At 64.0% G+C, this 18,069-nt stretch carries 15 protein-coding genes and 1 tRNA gene; 9 read left to right on the top strand and 7 right to left on the bottom strand.

Annotated elements, in window-relative coordinates:
• Window positions 1-68: 68 nt before the first annotated feature.
• From lexA to ACO2Q4_RS02900, 7 genes are all read left to right on the top strand, one after another.
• Window positions 69-767: a transcriptional repressor LexA gene (lexA, locus tag ACO2Q4_RS02930; protein WP_311760170.1), complete on the top strand. Its 699-nt coding sequence runs from the start codon at window positions 69-71 to the stop codon at window positions 765-767.
• Between the two features lie 120 nt (window positions 768-887).
• Window positions 888-2,045 (top strand): D-alanyl-D-alanine carboxypeptidase family protein, encoded by a 1,158-nt coding sequence (locus tag ACO2Q4_RS02925; protein WP_311760125.1) that lies wholly within the window; start codon window positions 888-890, stop codon window positions 2,043-2,045.
• Between the two features lie 11 nt (window positions 2,046-2,056).
• Window positions 2,057-2,656 carry a dTMP kinase gene (gene tmk, locus ACO2Q4_RS02920; RefSeq protein ID WP_311760126.1) on the top strand — a complete coding sequence of 200 codons (600 nt, stop codon included), beginning with the start codon at window positions 2,057-2,059 and terminating at the stop codon, window positions 2,654-2,656.
• Complete coding sequence (locus tag ACO2Q4_RS02915; protein ID WP_423317169.1) at window positions 2,653-3,738, top strand: DNA polymerase III subunit delta'; 1,086 nt, start codon at window positions 2,653-2,655, stop codon at window positions 3,736-3,738. The genes tmk and ACO2Q4_RS02915 overlap by 4 nt, the downstream gene beginning before the upstream one ends.
• Before the next feature lie 27 nt (window positions 3,739-3,765).
• Complete coding sequence (locus ACO2Q4_RS02910) at window positions 3,766-4,566, top strand: TatD family hydrolase (protein ID WP_423317167.1); 801 nt, start codon at window positions 3,766-3,768, stop codon at window positions 4,564-4,566.
• Window positions 4,563-5,363: an MBL fold metallo-hydrolase gene (locus ACO2Q4_RS02905; protein WP_423317165.1), complete on the top strand. Its 801-nt coding sequence runs from the start codon at window positions 4,563-4,565 to the stop codon at window positions 5,361-5,363. Before ACO2Q4_RS02910 ends, ACO2Q4_RS02905 begins: the two co-directional genes overlap by 4 nt.
• The gene (locus ACO2Q4_RS02900) at window positions 5,360-6,304 is read left to right on the top strand and encodes an AEC family transporter (protein ID WP_311760130.1); all 945 of its coding nucleotides are present in this window, start codon (window positions 5,360-5,362) and stop codon (window positions 6,302-6,304) included. The genes ACO2Q4_RS02905 and ACO2Q4_RS02900 overlap by 4 nt, the downstream gene beginning before the upstream one ends.
• A gap of 139 nt (window positions 6,305-6,443) precedes the next feature.
• Here ACO2Q4_RS02900 and ACO2Q4_RS02895 read toward each other — a convergent pair whose 3' ends face one another.
• From ACO2Q4_RS02895 to metH, 7 genes are all read right to left on the bottom strand, one after another.
• Entirely contained in the window at window positions 6,444-7,397 is a 954-nt protein-coding gene (locus ACO2Q4_RS02895; protein ID WP_311760131.1) for an ABC transporter permease, read from the bottom strand.
• Window positions 7,398-7,402: 5 nt separating this feature from the next.
• Window positions 7,403-8,704, bottom strand: a complete 1,302-nt coding sequence (locus ACO2Q4_RS02890) for an ABC transporter permease (RefSeq protein WP_423317162.1) — start codon at window positions 8,702-8,704, stop codon at window positions 7,403-7,405.
• A 77-nt stretch (window positions 8,705-8,781) separates the two neighbouring features.
• Window positions 8,782-9,858 carry an ABC transporter substrate-binding protein gene (locus ACO2Q4_RS02885; protein WP_311760133.1) on the bottom strand — a complete coding sequence of 359 codons (1,077 nt, stop codon included), beginning with the start codon at window positions 9,856-9,858 and terminating at the stop codon, window positions 8,782-8,784.
• A gap of 107 nt (window positions 9,859-9,965) precedes the next feature.
• Window positions 9,966-11,045, bottom strand: coding sequence for an ABC transporter substrate-binding protein (locus ACO2Q4_RS02880; protein WP_311760134.1), 1,080 nt, complete (start codon window positions 11,043-11,045; stop codon window positions 9,966-9,968).
• Window positions 11,046-11,081: 36 nt separating this feature from the next.
• The gene (locus ACO2Q4_RS02875) at window positions 11,082-12,185 is read right to left on the bottom strand and encodes an ABC transporter ATP-binding protein (protein ID WP_311760135.1); all 1,104 of its coding nucleotides are present in this window, start codon (window positions 12,183-12,185) and stop codon (window positions 11,082-11,084) included.
• A 453-nt stretch (window positions 12,186-12,638) separates the two neighbouring features.
• A tRNA-Leu gene (locus ACO2Q4_RS02870) sits at window positions 12,639-12,725 on the bottom strand.
• A gap of 76 nt (window positions 12,726-12,801) precedes the next feature.
• The gene (gene metH, locus ACO2Q4_RS02865) at window positions 12,802-16,554 is read right to left on the bottom strand and encodes a methionine synthase (RefSeq protein WP_423317159.1); all 3,753 of its coding nucleotides are present in this window, start codon (window positions 16,552-16,554) and stop codon (window positions 12,802-12,804) included.
• Between the two features lie 57 nt (window positions 16,555-16,611).
• Between metH and lipB the strand changes: the two genes are divergently transcribed.
• Together lipB and ACO2Q4_RS02855 are read left to right on the top strand one after the other, a co-directional pair.
• Entirely contained in the window at window positions 16,612-17,355 is a 744-nt protein-coding gene (gene lipB / locus ACO2Q4_RS02860; RefSeq protein ID WP_423317311.1) for a lipoyl(octanoyl) transferase LipB, read from the top strand.
• Between the two features lie 154 nt (window positions 17,356-17,509).
• Window positions 17,510-17,983 (top strand): c-type cytochrome, encoded by a 474-nt coding sequence (locus ACO2Q4_RS02855; protein WP_311760138.1) that lies wholly within the window; start codon window positions 17,510-17,512, stop codon window positions 17,981-17,983.
• The last annotated feature ends 86 nt before the right edge of the window (window positions 17,984-18,069 follow it).

The raw sequence follows: 18,069 nt of genomic DNA, 5'->3' as shown, positions 1-18,069 counted from the left end.
GCAAGGTGTTGATCGTTCTAGAACATTCAAGGAACATCATGTCAGTCGCGGCAGAGCAGGAAAAGACGATGCTGACCAGAAAGCAAATCCAGCTGCTTGAATTCATTCAGGCACGCATGGCCCGCGACGGGGTTCCCCCCTCGTTCGACGAAATGAAGACAGCATTGGACCTGCGTTCGAAGTCGGGGATCCATCGTTTGGTGACCGCGCTTGAGGAAAGGGGCTTCATCCGCCGCCTGCCGCATCGTGCCCGCGCGCTGGAAATCGTCCGACTGCCCGACACGCTGAGCAAGGGCTCGGGCTTCCAGCCGCGCGTCGTCACCGGCAACGCGCCCGAACGCCCCGCCCCGCAACCGCGCGCTGCGCTGGAGATTTCGGTCTCGGCGATCGAACTTCCTGTCATGGGCCGCATCGCCGCCGGCGTCCCGATCGAGGCGATTTCGGAAGTCTCGCACCATATCGCCGTGCCAAGCACAATGCTGACGGCGCAGGACCACCACTATGCGCTGGAGGTCAGGGGCGACTCGATGATCGAGGCGGGGATCAACGATGGCGACGTCGTGGTGATCCGCGAACAGGACACGGCGGATAATGGCGATATCGTCGTCGCGCTGGTCGAGGGATTCGAAGCGACGCTGAAACGCTATCGCCGCAAGGGCGGGATGATCGCGCTGGAGGCTGCGAACCCCGCCTATGAAACCCGCGTCCTTCCAGAAGAAAAGGTCCGCGTGCAGGGCCGGCTGGTCGGGTTGATCCGCAGCTATTGACCGCCGCACCCGCCCCCGCGGCGGGTGATCACATTGGCAGGTCAGGGGGTCGAGCAGCGTTGCGGCTGGAACGCGGCTGGGATAACCATATGCGCGAAACTTCAAGGCCAAGGATCCTCAATGCCTGCTCTTGCGCTCCGCATCATCGCTCTTGTCATGGCATTCGCCCTGCCCGCGCAGGCCTTCGACACAAACGCCCGCGCGGCATGGGTCTATGACGTCTCCACCGGCACCGTGCTGATGGAAAAGAACGCGGACGAGCCGATGCCACCCGCCTCGATGTCGAAGCTGATGACGCTCAACATGCTGTTCGAGGCGCTTCACGACGGCCGGGTGACGATGGACACGACGTTCCCCGTCTCGACCAAGGCCTGGCAGATGGGAGGCTCGAAAATGTTCGTCGAGCCCGCGGACCGTCCCACGGTGGAAGAGCTGATCCACGGCATCATCATCAACTCGGGCAACGATGCCTGCGTGGTCGTCGCCGAAGGGCTTGCGGGCACCGAAGAGGCTTTTGCCCGTTCGATGAACGAACGCGCCAAGCAGATTGGCATGAACAATTCGCATTTCGCGAATGCCTCGGGCTGGCCGAACCCGGACCACCGCATGTCGATGCACGATCTGGGTATCCTCGCCAACCGGATGATCACCAAGTTCCCGGATCTTTACAAGAATTTCGGCCTGCGCGAATACAACTACAAGGGTCGCGTGCCCTCGAACGCCAACAACCGGAACCCGCTTCTGCATCTGGGTGGTGGCGACTGGAAAGCCGACGGGCTGAAGACCGGCCACACGCAAGAGGCGGGCTATGGTCTGGTCGGCTCGGCCGTTCAGGGTGATCGTCGCATCATCTTCGTCGTCACCGGCCTTCCCAGCGAACGCGCCCGTGCAGAAGAGTCCGAGCGGATCGTCAACTGGGCCTATCGCCAGTTCACCATGCGCACCATCGTCCCCAAGGGTGAGATCGTCGCCCAGGCCCCGGTCTGGCTGGGCGACCAAGGCAAGGTCGGCCTGACCACCGAGGATGGCGTCAAGGTTCTGCTTCCCGCAGGCGCGCAATCCGGCGTCACTGCCGAGGCCGTTTTCAACGGTCCGATCGAAGCGCCGATCACCATGGGTGACAAGCTGGGTGACCTGATCGTCAACATCCCCGGCGCCGGCCAGTCCCGCCTGCCCCTGATCGCCGCCAGCGATGTCGGTCGCGCGGGGGTCTTCGGCCGCCTGCAGAACGCCGCCGAACGTCTGGGCCAGCGCGCGCTCCAGGCGGCCAGCAACTGACCCGCGGGCCGATGTTTATCAGCTTCGAGGGGATCGACGGCTCCGGCAAATCGACCCAGGCCCGCCGCTTGGCGCAAAGCCTGCGCGAAGGTGGTGCCGAAGTCGTGCTGACCCGGGAACCGGGCGGCAGCCCTGGCGCCGAAGAGATCCGCAAGTTGCTGGTCGAAGGCGGCGGGGAACGCTGGTCCCCCGAAACCGAGCTTCTGCTGTTTACCGCCGCGCGACGCGATCATGTGGAGCGTCTGATCCGTCCCGCGCTGGCGCGCAAGGCGACGGTCATCACCGATCGCTTCGCCGATTCCTCTCGGGTCTATCAAGGCTTGGCGCGGGCCGAAAACCGCCTGCTGGTAGAAGACCTGCACAGGCTGGTCATCGGCATAGAACCGGACCTTACCTTTGTAATCGACATCGCGCCCGATATCTCGCTGGCGCGCGGCACCCTGCGCGGCGGCGCCGAGGATCGCTTCGAAAGCCTGGGGCTGGAGTTTCAGCAGCGCCTGCGCCGCGGGTTCCTTGATCTCGCCGCCGAACTGCCCGACCGCCTGCGCATCATCGACGGCAGCGGGACCGAGGACGAGGTCGCGGCCCGCGTCCTTGCCGCCCTGCCGTGACGGCGGAGAGCCCCCTGCCCGAACCGGACCGCGTGCCCGGCATGCCCCATCCCCGCGAAAGCACGCGCGTTTTGGGGCAGGACGCTGCGATTTCCGACTTTCTGGGCGCGGCGCAATCGGGACGCATGCACCACGCCTGGCTGCTGACCGGACCACGCGGCACGGGCAAGGCCACGCTTGCCTGGACTATGGCGAAATGGCTGCTTGCCGGGGGTGCGCCCGACCGGATTGAAATCGATCCCGCGCAACCCGTCATCCGCCGCGTCCTTGCGCTGTCAGAACCCCGGCTGATGTTGCTTCGTCGTCCGGTGGACGAGAAAAGCGGTCGCCTCAGGGCGGAAATCACGGTGGACGAAGTCCGGAGACTGCAATCCTTCCTGCACATGTCCGCAGCCGAAGGCGGGCACCGCGTCGCCATCATCGACGCTGCGGACGAGATGAACACGGCTGCGGCCAATGCGCTGCTGAAGCAGCTTGAGGAACCGCCGCGCGACACGACCCTGATCCTGGTCGCCCATCAGCCGGGCCGATTGCTGCCGACCATCCGCTCTCGCTGCCGCGAATTGCGGCTGCATCCGCTGCCGGCCGAGGCGATGTCGCAGATTCTGGACGATCTTGCGGTCGAAGGCGATGCGGCCAGGCTTTCCGCCCTTGCCGGTGGCTCGGTGGGCGAGGCGGTCCGCCTTGCCGCGCAGGACGGGCTTGCCGTCTATGCTGCGATCGTCGCGCTGTTTGCAGATTACCCGCGCATGGACCGGCGCGCCGCCGCAAGCCTTGCCGATCTGGCGGCAGGCCGGCCCGGCGCGGATGGCGATCCCTTCGACCTGGTCGTCACGCTGCTGGACCGTTTCCTGACTCGGGCGGCGCGCAGCGGCCTGCTGGGCGCCCCCCTGCCTGAAGCAGCCATGGGCGAAGCCGAGGTGCTGGGCAGGATTTCGCCCGATCAGCGGGCAGCACAGCTTTGGGCCTCGGCCCAAGCCGAGCTTTCGGCAAGGGCCCGCGCCGGGCGGGCCGTCAACCTTGACCCTTCCGCCCTGGTCATGGATATGCTGATCGGGCTTGCAAATCAGCCCGCTGTATAAGGCCCGCCATTGCGGGAAATTGCCAAGATGTCCGACACCCTTGCCCTTCCCGAACTGGTCGACAGCCATTTCCACCTGGATTTTCCCGATTTCGCGGGGGAAGAGGACCAGCTGATCGCCCGCGCCAAGGCCGCCGGCGTCCGCCGCATGGTCACGATCTGCACTCGCCTTCGCAATGAGCCGAATGTCCGCGCCCTGGCCGAGGCGCATGATGGTCTGTTCTACGCCGCCGGCACCCATCCGATGTATGCGGCCGACGAGCCGCTTGTCGCGGTCGAGGAGCTGGTGCTGCTGTCCCGGCATCCGAAATTCGTGGCCTTCGGGGAAACCGGGCTCGACTATCACTACACCGCAGAAAGCGCGATCATCCAGGCCGAAAGCCTGCGCATCCATATCGAGGCCGCGCGCCGGACGGGCCTGCCCCTGATCATCCATTCCCGCGACGCGGACGAGGACATGGCCCGCATCCTGACCGAAGAGCATCGCGTCGGCGCCTTCGACTGCGTGATGCACTGCTATACCAGCGGTCCGAAACTGGCGCGCACTGCCATCGATCTGGGGTTCTATCTGTCCATGTCGGGGATTGCCGCCTTCCCGCGCTCGACCGAGATCCGCGAGATCTTTGCAGCAGCACCGCACGATCGCATTCTTGTGGAAACCGACGCCCCCTATCTTGCGCCGCCTCCCCATCGCGGCAAGCGCAATGAACCCGCCTTCGTCGTCCATACGGCTCGGATCGGCGCGCAGACCCTGGGCATGACCGAGGCGGAATTCGCCGCCCTGACCACATCGAACTTCGACCGGCTGTTCACGAAGGCGGCGGCATGATCCGCGCCACCATTCTCGGCTGCGGCTCTTCGGGCGGCGTGCCGCGACTGGGAGACCGCTGGGGCGAATGCAATCCGACCAACCCGCGCAACCGCAGGCGGCGCTGTTCGTTGCTGGTCGAGCGTGAAGGACCGGAAGGCAGCACCCGTGTGCTGATCGATACCGGGCCGGACCTTGTGCCGCAATTGCTGGGCGCAGGGATCGGGGATCTGGACGGAGTCGTCTATACCCATGCCCATGCCGACCATATCCACGGCATCGACGACCTGCGACAGATCGTCTTCAACACCGGCAGCCGGATGCCGGTCTATGCCGATGCCACGACCGCAGCCGCGCTGATGACGCGCTTCGGCTATATCTTCGAGACGCCGCCGGGATCGTCCTATCCCCCGGTCTGCGGCATGAACCTGATCGACGGCCCCTTCGAGATCGAGGGTTCGGGCGGTATCATCGCGCTGACCCCGTTCGAGGTCGACCATGGCGACAGCACCGCGCTTGGGTTTCGCATCGCCTCCGAGGGTGGGGGACTGGTCTATCTGCCCGACGTGCTGAGCATCCCAGCCGTCGCATGGCCGGTGATAGAGGGCGCGCAGACCTTCATCTGCGACGGCCTGCGCCGTCACCCCCATCCCAGCCATGCGCATCTGGACCTTGCGCTGGAATGGATCGCCCGGTCGGGATGCGCGCAGGGCATCATCACCAACATGCATATCGATCTGGATTACGACGACGTCATGGCCGAGACGCCGGACAATGTCATTCCCGCCCATGACGGACTTGTTCTGAACCTGACATGACCATTCTTTTCGACGTCATCCTGCCAGTCTTCATCGTCATCGGATTCGGCTATCTGGTCGCCTGGCGAAAGATGTTCACCGAGGTCGCCGTCGACGGGCTGATGCGGTTTGCCCAGAACTTCGCGGTACCGGTGCTGCTGTTCACCAATGTCGCGCGCCTCGACATGTCGCGGGACATGAATATCGGCATGTGGGTCGCCTTCTATGCGGGGGCGTTTCTGTCCTATTTCGTCGGCTGGGGGCTGGCCCGCACCTGGTTGAAGCGCAGCCCCGAGGATGCCGTCGCCATCGGCTTCTGCTGCCTGTTCTCGAACTCGCTGCTGCTGGGCATCCCGATCATGGAGCGCGCCTATGGGCACGAGGCGCTGGCAGGGAACGTCGCCATCATCGCGATCCACTCGCCGCTGCTTTACACCTTCGGCATCACCATGATGGAGGTGACGCGCGCGCGCGGCAAAAGCCTGGCCATCGGCCAGATCGCGATGCGCGCGCTGTCGGGCGTCCTGCACACGCCGCTGATCCTGGGCATCCTGTCAGGCGCGGTGATGAATGTGCTGACCAGCGCCGGACTGGTCATGCCGGAGGGATTCTGGGCAGCGGCCGACATGATGGCCCGTGCCGCCCTGCCCGCGGCACTTTTCGGGCTTGGCGGCGTCCTGTACCGCTATCGCCCCGAGGGGGACAGCACCGCCATCGCGGTCTGCTGCATCTGTTCGCTGGTGATCCACCCGGTCACCACCTATGGGCTGGGAATGCTGTTCAAGCTGCCGACCGAGGCGATGCGATCCGCCGTCATCACCGCCAGCATGGCCCCCGGCGTCAACGCCTATCTGTTTGCCGCGATCTACAACTCGGCAAAGCGGGTCGCGGCGTCGACCGTGCTGGTCTCGACTGCGCTGTCGATCCTGACGATCTGGTTCTGGCTGTCGATCCTGCCCTGAGGTGTGGACAGATGGCGGCCGACATCTGCTGCATGCCGAGGCGGGGCCGCCTTCGGCGGGGGTATTTCCGAAACAGTGAAGACGAAAACGCCGCCCAACAGGGCGGCGGGTTCAAGGTCGCAGGGGCGTGCGGCGCAGTCTAGCTCGGGGTGACGCCGCGCAGGCGTTCCGAACGGCGGCGCAGCATTTCGACCGCGGTCAGCAGCGCGATCGAGAAGATCACCAACAGCGTCGCCACCGCCAGGATCGCGGGCGAGATCTGCTCGCGGATGCCGTTCCACATCTGGCGCGGAATGGTCTGCTGATCCGGCCCGGCAATGAACAGCACCGCCACCACCTCGTCGAACGAGGTGACAAAGGCGAAGAGCGCGCCCGAGATCACGCCCGGCAGGATCAGCGGCATGATGATGCGGAAGAAGGTCTTGCGCGGATTGGCGCCCAGGCTTGCCGCGGCCCGCGCCAGCGACTGGTCGAAGCCCACCAGCGTTGCCGTCACGGTGATGATGACGAAGGGAATGCCCAGCGTGGCATGGGCGAGGATCACACCCAGATAGGTTCCGGCCAGCCTCCCGCATTGCGGGTTCAGCCCAAGCCAGGTCAGCGGCTCGCACGGGTTCGAATAGAAGAAGAACATCCCCGTCGCGGTAATGATGATCGGAACGATCATGGGCGAGATCAGGATCGCCATGATCGCGCGGCGAAACGGCATCTCGGGGCGCGACAGGCCCAGCGCCGCCAGCGTTCCCAGAACCGTCGCGACGATCGTCGCGAAGAAGCCGATGATCAGCGAGCTTTTCGCCGCCTGCACCCATTTCGCGTTCTGCCAGGCATCCATCCACCAGGCCATGCCGCGTTCGGCATCGGGCTGCTGCATCCCGAAGGTCAGCAGGCTGTCATACCAGCGCATCGAGTAGCCGGCAGGGTCGAAGGACAGCATCTTGTCGGTGAAGGTGAAATAGGGCTCGGCGTTGAAGCTGAGCGGGATCACCACGACGATCGGGGCGATCAGGAAGAAGAAGATCGCCGCGCAGATCACCAGATAGGCATAGTGCCACACCCGCTCCAGCTTGGTCGCATAGGTTGGAAGCGCCATGATGATTACCCCAGCTTCAGGTTGTCGATGCCGACCAGGCGGTCATAGACCCAATACAGGATCAGCACCCCGCCCAGCAGCAGCGCGGCCAGCGCCGCGGCCATGGACCAGTTCAGCGTCTGCGTCATGTGCATCGCGATCAGGTTCGAGATCAGCTGCCCGGACGAGCCGCCGACCAATGCGGGCGTGATGTAATAGCCGACCGCAAGGATGAAGACGAGCAGTGCCCCTGCCCCCAGGCCCGGCAGCGTCTGCGGGAAATAGATGCGGCGGAAGGCCGTCCAGCTTGTCGCCCCCAAAGAGCGCGCGGCCCGCACATAGGATGGATTGATCGTCCGCATCACCGAGTAAAGCGGCAGGATCATGAAGGGCAGCAGGATATGCGTCATCGCGATGATGGTGCCGGTCTGGTTGTAGATCATCTGCAACCTCTGGTTTTCCCCGATGATGCGGAGACCGACCAGGATGTCGTTGACCACGCCCTGCTGCTGCAGCAGCACCATCCACGCCGTGGTTCGCACCAGAAGTGACGTCCAGAATGGCAGCAGGACAAGGATCATCAGCAGGTTCGACTTTCGTGTCGGCAGCGTCGCCAGCAGATGCGCAATGGGGAATCCCAGCAGGAAGGTAGTCGCGGTGATGACCAGCGACAGCCAGAAGGTGCGCATGAACAGTTTCAGATAGATGCGCTGCTGTTCGGCCACCTGCACGATATTGCCGTTATCGTCCCGCGTCCGGTCAATCGCGGCAAGATAGAAGTTCGCCGTGTAAGCCGAGGATGCCTCGCGCATCACCGACCAAAGCCGCGGGTCGCCCCAGTTCTTGTCGATCTCCAGCATCGCGTCGCGATAGGGCGGCTCCAGCCCGTCGCGGACCTTGCGCCCGGCCGAGGTGAACAGCGAGCGCGTGCCCGGCATGTCGTAATTGACCCGGGTGCCGACGACGCCGATGGTCCGCGCCTTGGACGCGGCCTGGAGATCGGCGGCCAGCGCGCCCCAAGCCGCCTCGTCCGGCTCGGCGCCGCGGGGATGGTCGTGAAACCACGCCGTCAACTGGGGCATGTTCGCCGAAAAGCCGTCATTCTTTACCGAACGCTGCAGCATCTGCCCGATCGGAAAGACAAATGTCACCAGGATGAACAGCAAAAGCGGCAGAACCAGCAGGAAGGCGCGACGTCGCGCGCGGCGCGAACTGCGCGCCAGCGCACGGGCCAGCGGTTGTCCGTCTGCGGTCCGCAATGTGCCACCTGCGTCAAGGCCGGTGGCCTCGGTCACGATGGCGGCGTGGGGGTCAAGGGCTTTTGCCATCTTGGTCCTTCAGCAGGGTCTTCGACAGGTCAGGGAAAGCCCGCCGCCCGACGAATCCGGGCGGCGGAAGCGCACGATCAGCCGGCGGCCAGCCACGAATTGAACCGCTCGGACAGTTCCGCCGAATGGTCGGCCCAGAATTCCGGGTCGTCCATCACCGCGGTCTCCATATGCTCGGGACTGGTCGGCATGTGCGGCGCCATTTCGGTCTTGCCGTCCTGATACATCCCGACCAGCGCAGCGGAGCTTTTCCGCGACGGACCATAGGCGATCCATTTCGCCTGATCGGCCAGCCGCTGGGTATCGGTGGCGAATTTCAGATATTCCATGGCCGCCTCGGGATTGGGCGAATCCTTGGGAATCGCGAACATGTCCATGTCCATGTACTGGCCATCCCAGATGATTTCGAAGGGCTTGCCCTCGGCCACCATCGCGTCGAAGAAGCGGCCGTTATAGCCCGTGGCCATGACCACCTCGCCATCGGCCAGCAGTTGCACCGGCTGGGCCCCTGCCTCCCACCAGACGACGTCCTTCTTGATGGTGTCCAGTTTCTTGAAGGCGCGGTCCACGCCTTCGGGGGTCGAAAGCGTCTCATAGATCTGGTCGGGCGCGACCCCATCGGCGATCAGTGCCAGATACAGCGTCCGTTTGGGGTTCTTGGGCAGGCCGCGCTTTCCGGGGAATTTCGTCGTGTCGAAGAAATCCGCCGCGGTCTTCGGCTTCTCGCCGGAAAACTTGGTCGTGTCGAAAGCGATGACCGTGCCCCAGAAGATGTTCGCGACAGCGCAATCCTGCAGCGCACCGGGGATGAAGTCATCGGCCGCCGAGGTGCCGTCCGGCGCGGCGGGCAGGCTTGCCGGGTCGATCTCGACCAGCGCGCCTTCGTCGCAAAGGCGGATGGCGTCCGAGACCTCGATATCAAAGACGTCGCCGGTGATGTTCTTCGCCTCGACCTGCGCCTTCAGAGGCGTGGCCGGGTTGTCGGCGGCGATCATGTTGACCTTGATGCCGGTCTTTTCGGTAAAGGGCTTGTTATAGGCTTCGACCTGCGATTTCTCGTAGGCCCCGCCCCAGGACACCACGTTGACCTCTTGCGCCTGGGCGGCAAGGGCCAAGCTGCCAAGGGCCGATGTCAGAATCAGCACTTTCTTCATGTTTCGTTGAACTCCCTGTTTGGTGAATCCGGCTCTTTGGCCGTGATTTCTTGGCACCTCCCGGTGCAGGCAGATGCCGCGGCGGACGAGCCGCCGCGGCCAGAAACTCAGTTCGCGAGCCAGCTGTTGAAGCGCTCGTTCAGTTCGGCGTCATGATCGACCCAGAAATCCAGGTTCGAGGCCAGCGCCTGCTTCATGTTCTCGGCGAAGGTCGGAAGGTTCGGCCCCATCGGGACATCGCTGCCTTCGATATTGCCGACCAGCGCGGCGGCCGACTTGCGCGGCGGACCATAGCTGATGAACTCGGCTGCGCGGGCCTGCGGCTCGGGCGAGGTCGAGAAGGCGATGAATTCCTTGGCGGTTTCAAGATGCGGGGCACCCTTGGGCACAACCCAGCCTTCCATCTCATAGATCTGGCCATCCCAGACGATCTTGAACGGCTTGCCTTCGGCCTGGGCGGCGCTGAAGATCCGGCCGTTGAAGGCGAAAGCCATGCTGACCTCGCCATCGGCCAGAAGCTGCGGCGGCTGTGCGCCGGCTTCCCACCAGATCACGTCCTTCTTGATCGTGTCGAGCTTCTTGAAGGCGCGGTCCACACCCTCGGGCGTGCCCAGCGTTTCATAGACCTTGTCGGGCGCGACGCCGTCAGCCATCAGGGCAAATTCCAGATTGAACTTGGCGCCCTTGCGCATGGTGCGCTTGCCGGGGAACTTCGCGGTGTCGAAGAAATCGGCCGGGCCGCTGGGCTTGGCATCGGCGAACTTGCTGTCGTCATAGGCCAGGATCATCGAATAGACATCGGTGCCGACGAAGCAGTCGGTCACGGCGCCGTCGATGAAATCATCCGTTGCGGCGGTTCCATCGGCAGCGGGCACAAGGATCGAGGCATCGATCTCTTCCAGCAGCCCCTCGTCGCACAGGCGCACCGCGTCCGCATATTCGACCGAGGCGACGTCGGTGGTGACGTTTCCGGCCTCGACCTGCGCCTTCAGCGGCGTGGCCGGGTTGTCGGCATCCGCGATCGAGACCTTGATGCCGGTCTTTTCCTCGAAGGGCTTGGCATAGGCCTGGACGTGGCTGTTGCCATAGGCGCCGCCCCAGCTGAGCAGGTTCACCTGTTTGTCCTGCGCCTGCGCGCTGGCGGCGATTGCCACCAGGGCCGAGGTCAGGATCAGCGTTCGTTTCATGGTAACTCCCTCATGTTGGATTCTTGTCCTTGCAACTCACACCGGGTCCAGCGCGCGTGCATCCTCGGGATGCCAGCCGATACGGATCGTTTCACCCGGCGTCAGCTTCACCTGCCCCAGCGTGTTGCGGTATTTCATCACGAAATCATCCTGTCCGGCGACCTTCAGCCGCGCCCGCAGGATGTCGCCCATGTAGACGACGTCGCGCACCTGAGCCTCCAGCGTGTGCGCCCCCGCAGGCATCAGATCCGGCTTGAACTCGACCCGCTCGGGCCGGATCGAGACGGTGGTGTTCTGCCCGGTCTCGCGGATATTGACCGCCGTCGCGTCGATCAGATCGCCGTTGCCCAGCCGCACCAGCGCCTTGTCGCCATGCAACTGTTCGATGGTGCCGCGTATCGCGTTGTTTTCGCCGATAAAGCCGGCAACGAAGCTGTTCTCGGGCTGTTCGTAAAGCACCGGTGGCGGGGCAAGCTGCTGGATGCGCCCATCGTTGAAGACGGCGATGCGGTCGGACATCGTCAGCGCCTCGCCCTGGTCATGGGTCACATAGACGACGGTGATGCCCAGACGGTCGTGCAGGGCCTTGATCTCGAACTGCATGTGCTCGCGCAGCTGCTTGTCCAGCGCGCCCAGCGGTTCATCCATCAGCACCAGTTCGGGGTCGAAGACCAGGGCGCGCGCCAATGCGATCCGCTGCTGCTGGCCGCCGGAAAGCTGGGCCGGACGCCGATTCACGAATTTCGCCATCTGCACCATGTCGAGCGCCCGGGTCACACGGCTGGTGCGCTCGGCCGCGCTCATCCCCCGCACCTCCAGCGGAAAGGACAGGTTTTCGCCCACGGTCATGTGCGGGAACAGCGCATAGCTTTGGAAAACCATGCCGATCCCCCGTTTGTGGGGCGGCACGTCGTTGATATTGCGCCCGTTCAGGCGGATTTCGCCATGGGTCGCGGTCTCGAACCCGGCCAGCATCATCAGGCAGGTGGTCTTGCCCGAACCTGACGGGCCCAGCATCGTCAGGAATTCCCCCTTGCCGATGTTCAGGTTCAGGTCCTTCACGACCAGGGTCTGACCGTCGTAGCTTTTCTGCACGTGGTCAAAGACGACGAACGCGTCGTTTGCGGCTGAGACTGCCAATGCGGGACTCCCTGTTTCTGTCGTTCTTGTTTCCGCATATTGAGCCTAAGCGCCGCCCCCATGCCATTGCAACTGGCATATGCGGCCCGCGTCGGGCTGGGGGAGCATATCGCAAAACCTGGTAGCAGAGCGGCTTTTCAGCGCCCGTTCAGGCGGCTTGCGGCAGGAAGTCCGGGTAAACCACGCGCATTCTTCAGGGATTCATCGTATTGGGCGCGCCGACGGCGACAAGGCAAGCTGCCCAAGATGCAGGCACCGTGTCCGCACGCATCAAGGTCAGACCCATCGCGGCCCAGGACATGGCGCAATCATGCAGGAAGACTGTCGTAATGCCGCGATGCCGCGGGCGCCGAGCGGGAAAAATCGACCGCAGGTTCAAGCCATGGAACAGATATCAGGGCCCAAAAACAACGAAGCGCCGGCAGAGCCGACGCTTTTCGCCATTAGGCTAGTTGGTGCGGTCGAGAAGACTCGAACTTCCACTCCGGTTAAGGAACAGCGACCTCAACGCTGCGCGTCTACCAATTCCGCCACGACCGCATCCTCGTAGCAAGCGCCTATTAGACGGTTGCGCGGCGGATGAAAAGGGCCTTTTTCACCCGTCGCGCAGTTCTTTTCACTCGGCCGCGACAGCCGCCTGGGGAAGGTAATTCAGGATCGGAGCAAGCCAGCGTTCAGCCTCGGTCACGGTCATTCCCTTGCGCGCGGCATAATCCAGAACCTGATCGTGCTCGACCTTGGCGACGCCGAAATAATAGGCGTCGGGATGGCCGATATACAGGCCCGAGACCGAGGCCCCCGGCCACATCGCCATCGATTCGGTCAGTTCGACCCCGGTCGCCGCCGTCGCGTCCAGCAGGCGGAACAGCGTCGTCTTTTCGGTATGGTCGGGCTGGGCCGGATAGCCGGGCGCGGGGCGGATGCCGGGATAGGGTTCGCCGATCAACTCCTCGGGCGAGAAGCTTTCCGTCGAATAGCCCCAATACTGCTTGCGCACGCGTTCATGCATCATCTCGGCCAGCGCCTCGGCAAAGCGGTCGGCCAGCGCCTGCACCAGAATCGCCGAGAAGTCGTCATGCGCAGCCTTGAAGCGGTCGGCGATGGCCTGTTCCTCGCCCCCCGCCGTCACGACGAAGCCGCCGACATAGTCGCGCGAGCCCACCGGGGCGACGAAATCGGACATCGCGACATTCGGGCGACCGTCACGCTTGGTGACCTGCTGGCGCAGGGTGTGCAGCGTCGCCAGTTCATGTTCGCGATCTTCGCCCGTGAACAGGCGGATATCGTCGCCGACCTGGTTCGCGGGCCAGAAGCCGATGACGGCGCGCGGCTTGAACCACGCCTCATCGATGATGCGCTTCAGCATCTCTTGGGCATCCGCGAAAAGCTGGCGGGCGACCTGGCCCTGCTTTTCGTCGTCGAGAATGCGCGGATAGACTCCCTTCAGCTCCCATGTCTGGAAGAAAGGGGTCCAGTCGATATAGCGCGCAATCTCGGCCAGGTCGAAATCGTCGATCACCCTGGCGCCAAGAAACTCGGGCGATTTGGCCTCGAACCCGGTCCAGTCGATCTTGACGGCATTGTCGCGGGCCGAGGCCAGCGGCAGGCGCTTCTTCTCGGCCTCGGCACGGGCGTGCTTGTTCGCCACGTCGATATATTCGGCGCGCACATTCTCGACATAGGCCGATTTCTGGCCCGACAGCAGGTTGCCCACCACGCCCACGGCGCGGCTGGCATCGGTGACATAGACGGTCTGCCCCTTGGCATAGCGGGGGTTGATCTTGACCGCAGTATGGACGCGGCTGGTCGTGGCCCCCCCGATCAACAGCGGAATGTCGAAACCCTCGCGCTCCATCTCACTGGCGACATGCACCATCTCGTCCAGCGAGGGCGTGATCAGGCCCGAAAGCCCGATGATGTCGACCTTCTCGGCCTTGGCGACCTCAAGGATCTTGGTCGCCGGGACCATGACGCCAAGGTCGATGATTTCATAGTTGTTGCAAGCCAGGACGACGCCGACGATGTTCTTGCCGATGTCATGGACGTCGCCCTTGACCGTCGCCATCAGCACCTTGCCCGCGCTCGAGGACGCGCCGCTGCCGGCCTTTTCCTCTTCCATATAGGGCAGCAGATGCGCCACGGCCTGTTTCATCACGCGGGCGGATTTCACCACCTGCGGCAGGAACATCTTGCCCGCGCCAAACAGGTCGCCGACGACATTCATGCCATCCATCAGCGGGCCTTCGATGACATGCAGCGGACGTTCGGCGGCGAGGCGCGCCTCTTCGGTGTCCTCGTCTATATATTCGGTGATGCCGTTGACCAGCGCATGTTCCAGACGCTTGTTCACCGGCCAGGTCCGCCAGGTCAGATCCTTTTCGCGGGCCTTTGCGCCGCCCTCGCCACGGAAGCGCTCGGCGATCTCCAGCATGTTCTCGGTCGCGGTGCCACCCTTGGCGGGCTTGCGGTTCAGGACCACGTCCTCGCAGGCTTCGCGCAGATCCGCGTCGATCTGGTCATAGACGGCCAACTGGCCCGCATTGACGATGCCCATGTCCATGCCCGCCTGAATGGCGTGATACAGGAACACGGCATGCATCGCCTCGCGCACGGGTTCGTTGCCGCGGAAGCTGAAGGACAGGTTCGAGACCCCGCCCGAGATATGAACATGCGGAAGCGATTGCGTGATCCGCCGCGTCGCGCCGATGAAATCCATGCCATAGTTGTCATGCTCTTCGATGCCGGTGGCCACGGCGAAGATGTTCGGGTCGAAGATGATGTCCTCGGGCGGGAAGCCCACGGTGTTGACCAGCAGGTCATAGGCGCGGGCGCAGATTTCGACCTTGCGGTTCTCGGTATCCGCCTGCCCCGTCTCGTCAAACGCCATGACCACGACCGCCGCGCCATAGCGGCGGCACAGCGTGGCGTGATGCAGGAACTGCTCCTCCCCCTCCTTCAGGCTGATCGAGTTCACGACCGGCTTGCCCTGGACGCATTTCAGCCCGGCCTCGATCACCTCCCATTTCGAGCTGTCGATCATCACCGGGACGCGGGCGATATCAGGCTCGGCCGCGATCAGGTTCAGATAGTCGATCATCACCTGCTTCGAATCGATCAGGCCCTCGTCCATGTTCACGTCGATGATCTGGGCGCCGTTCTCGACCTGGTCGCGGGCCACGTCCAGCGCCGGCGCATAGTCGCCGTTGGTGATCAGCTTGCGGAAACGGGCCGAGCCGGTGACGTTCGTGCGCTCGCCCACGTTGACGAAGGGGATATCGTCGGTCTTGACGAAAGGCTCCAGCCCAGACAGGCGCAGGCGCGGCTCGATCTCGGGCAGGACGCGCGGCGGGATGTCGGCGACGGCACGGGCGATGGCCGCGATATGTTCGGGGGTCGAGCCGCAGCAGCCGCCGACGATGTTGACCAGCCCTTCGCGCGCAAATTCGGCGACCTGACGGGCCATGTCATCGGGCGTTTCGTCGTACTGGCCCATCTCATTCGGAAGTCCGGCATTCGGATAGGCGCAGATCAGCGTATCGGCCACGCCCGACAGCTCGGCCAGGTGCGGGCGCATGGCTTCGGCGCCAAGGGCGCAGTTCAGGCCGATGGTCAGGGGGGCGGCATGGCGCAGCGAATACCAGAAGGCGGTCGGGGTCTGGCCCGAAAGCGTCCGCCCCGACAGGTCGGTGATCGTGCCGGAAATCATCACGGGCAGGCGCAGGCCCTTTTCCTCGAACACTTCCTCGGCCGCAAAGACCGCAGCCTTGGCGTTCAGCGTGTCGAAGATCGTCTCGATCAGGATCATGTCCGCGCCGCCATCGATCAGGCCACGGATCTGATCGGCATAGGCGATGCGCAGGTCGTCGAAGGTGACGGCGCGATAACCCGGATTGTTCACATCCGGGCTGATCGAGGCGGTACGGTTGGTCGGCCCAAGCGCCCCCGCGACCCAGCGCGGGCGGCCGTCCTCGGCCGTGGCGCGGTCCAGCGCCTTTCGCACCAGACGCGCGCCGTGGAAGTTCAGGTCATAGACCGCACCCTGCATCCCGTAATCGGCCTGCGCGATGGTGGTCGACGAAAACGTGTTCGTCTCGACGATATCCGCGCCCGCCTTGGCATAGCGGTAATGGATCTCCTCGATCGCGTCGGGCTGGGTCAGGATCAGAAGGTCGTTGTTGCCCTTTTGCGGATGCTCGCCCAATGCCGGCGGGTGGCAGCCGCAGGCGCAGGCCCCGCCATGGCCCAGAAAATCGCCCTCGCCAAATCCCAGTTGCTGGATCTGGGTCCCCATCGCCCCGTCAAGGACCAGGATGCGGTCGCGGGCGGCGGCGCGCAGGGCTTCGAAAACGGGCGATTGGGGCAGGGTCATGGCGGATTCCGGGCGTTGTGAGGCCGTCTGTATAGACGCAACAGGTGATTTAGTGAAATTCAACATCCGCACAATGATCATGCGCGAAATTCATCATCCGCCCGCCCACTTGCAGCGCGGCGGGAATCCCGCCAAATGACGGGCATGACCGAATGGATCACCGCCCCCGGACTTACCCCCTATCAGGATGCCGTCGCCTTCATGGAGGCGCGTGCCGCGCAGATCCATGCCGGCGAGGCCGACGAGCTGATCTGGCTGGTCGAGCATCCGCCACTTTACACGGCCGGCACCAGCGCCAAGTCGCAAGACCTGCTGGACGCGCGCTTTCCGGTTTTCGACGCCGGGCGCGGCGGGCAATATACCTATCACGGGCCCGGGCAGCGCGTGATCTATGTGATGCTGGACCTGAACCGGCGCGGCCGCGACATCCGCAACTTTGTCGCCGCGTTGGAGGGCTGGGTCATCGACGCGCTGGCGGAATTCAATCTGCGCGGCGAAATCCGGGACGGACGCGTCGGCGTCTGGATCGCCCGCCCCGACAAGACCCCGCTGCCCGACGGCTCGATGCGCGAGGACAAGATCGCCGCGATCGGGGTCAAGCTGCGCAAATGGGTCAGCTTCCATGGCATCTCGATCAATGTCGAACCCGATCTTGGCCATTACGCCGGCATCGTGCCCTGCGGCATTTCCGGCCACGGCGTGACCAGTCTTGTCGATCTGGGTCACCCGGTCGGGCTGGAGGATCTGGACGTTGCGCTGAAGCGCACTTTCGAAGGGCGATTCCCCGCGATATCCGGCTGATCTTCGCGCGATTTTCGCCGCCAGGCATATTCATCCTTGCGCAATGTGCGACCTTTTGCCCGTATCCAGTGGTTGCGGCCCCATGTTAGCCATGTGGGTCAGGGAGGGGAGAGGTCCCATCCGTCTCTGGAAAACGACCTATGAGGAAATGCCCATGAAGATCGCCATTCACGCCACGATCGCGGCCATGCTGCTTGCCATGCCTGCCGTGGCCCAGGACGCCGCCAATGGCGAAAAGGAATTCAAGAAGTGCAAGGCCTGCCACATGATCCAGTCCCCCGACGGGACGGATGTGGTCAAGGGTGGCAAGACCGGCCCCAACCTCTATGGCGTCGTCGGGCGCAAGGCGGGAACGCTGGAAGGCTTCAAGTATTCCGACGCGCTGGTGAAGCTGGGTGAAGCCGGCGAGGTCTGGACGACCGAGGATCTTGCCTCTTACGTCACCGATCCGAACAAGTATGTCGAGGAAAAGGTCGGCGACAAATCGTTGAAGACCAAGATGACGTTCAAGCTGGCCAAGAACCAGGCTGACGTGATTGCATTCCTTGCGCAGCACTCGCCCGAAGCGGGCGGCACCGCCACCACGGATGCGGCGGCCGCCCCGGCGGCGGCGCCCGCCGCGAACTGATCCTGCGACCTGTCGCTGCGGTGCAACAGCACCATCACAAGCGACGCCCCGCTAGCTCGCGGCGGCCCGTATCCGGTGCCGCCGCG

Source organism: Paracoccus sp. KR1-242 (assembly GCF_049446195.1).
GTDB classification, from domain to species: Bacteria; Pseudomonadota; Alphaproteobacteria; order Rhodobacterales; family Rhodobacteraceae; genus Paracoccus; species Paracoccus broussonetiae.
The sequence above is the reverse complement of the archived record's forward strand: the minus strand, read 5'-3'. Positions and strand labels throughout refer to the sequence as shown.